General features: G+C 40.2%; 2 protein-coding genes and 1 pseudogene. 1 reads left to right on the forward strand and 2 read right to left on the reverse strand.

All coding sequences use genetic code 11. The features are described 5' to 3' along the window. Window positions 1–42 precede the first annotated feature (42 nt). Entirely contained in the window at window positions 43–267 is a 225-nt protein-coding gene (locus H0247_RS19545) for a SymE family type I addiction module toxin (protein ID WP_039345853.1), read from the forward strand. A 75-nt stretch (window positions 268–342) separates the two neighbouring features. On the opposite strand, the gene H0247_RS19550 is transcribed toward H0247_RS19545, so the two are convergent. Further along, complete coding sequence (locus H0247_RS19550; protein WP_180744013.1) at window positions 343–819, reverse strand: hypothetical protein; 477 nt, start codon at window positions 817–819, stop codon at window positions 343–345. Next, a pseudogene (locus tag H0247_RS19940) lies at window positions 816–1,313 on the reverse strand (hypothetical protein); the annotation flags it as partial. The pseudogene H0247_RS19940 and the gene H0247_RS19550, both read right to left, overlap by 4 nt.

Raw genomic sequence — 1,313 nt, forward strand, 5'->3', positions numbered from 1 at the left:
CCCACGCCGCTCACCACAAGCAACTAACAGGAGTAGTTAATCATGGCTAAGGCACATTCTAAGTCAGACGTCACACTTAATAAACCCGCCAGAACAGAGCGTTACTACACCGTGGGATACGCCCCGCATAATGGCAAGTCCAACCCGCCCTCTGCCATCAACCTCAAAGGCCGCTGGCTCGAAGAGTCGGGCTTTATCACCGGGATGCCCGTGACCGTCACGGTTGAGCGGGGGAGGATTATTATTGAGACGCAGATTAATTTATAGCGACTGACTAACTCATAAACCATAAAATAAAAAAATCCGGAAGGATCGGCGATCGCTTCCGGATTTTACTAAAAATCAATCAATTAAATGCATAATTAAATTATCAACCCAAACATCAAAATTACTTCTTGACATGAAATAGAGGGTTTTCATTAATTCCTCCGGACTTATATCAATAGTACAATTAGATGTCCTACCCAATTCAGAGAAAATAGAAATAAACACACTAAAACCATGTAAATCATTTAACTCTTTTAATTTCAAAATGCTATTTGAAAAATGAAAAACCCTCTCAGGAGGGTTATCAAAATCATTCCAATCTTCAATGTCACCAACGAACTCCTTATCTTCAAACTCAATGAAAAACTCATCATCATGACATCTAAAATATTCTTTTTTCACTTCTTTAATATCAGTATCAATTAAAACCTTAAACCCGATCTGCTCAAACAAATCCAATCCCTTTAGATTATTAACATCTACCCCGCTAGTTCTAAAAGAAATAAGCTGAGAGCAATCGAAATTAGAATATCTTTTTACAGTTTCACTCATGGATTGTATTTCCCATTATAAATATGATCATACAACTGCTTAATATCTTTATTGCTCGGAGAGGTTACCTCACCATTTTTAGTTTTAGTACCTTGCCCGCCATATATTGTTCCATCTTTCGGCGATATATTTCTCGTTGGTTGATGGACATGCGGGCTAATTCCACCATGAGAATCCAGTCCATAACGTTTGAACTGTCCATCACTATTTTTCTTACTGGTATTAAAACCGGGTGACTTAGTATGCAGTGTTGTTTCAGAATCTGGAGATACATGATCTTTCATGAAGCCTTCCTTTGTTCGGCTCCCTGGAGTTGGTGAAGAGCCGCCAAAGTTAGACGATTCCCGAGCCTTCCTACTAGCTTCAATATTGTCTTTGATACGTTGCTTATCAGGGCATCCAACCAACCCCAACGGGTCTACCCATTCCAACGGGTTATGCACATAACCTTGAGGTCGGATTCCACCCAGCAACCCTATCGGGTCATAGGGACG

It is taken from the genome of Pectobacterium sp. CFBP8739, assembly GCF_013449375.1.
GTDB lineage: Bacteria > Pseudomonadota > Gammaproteobacteria > Enterobacterales > Enterobacteriaceae > Pectobacterium.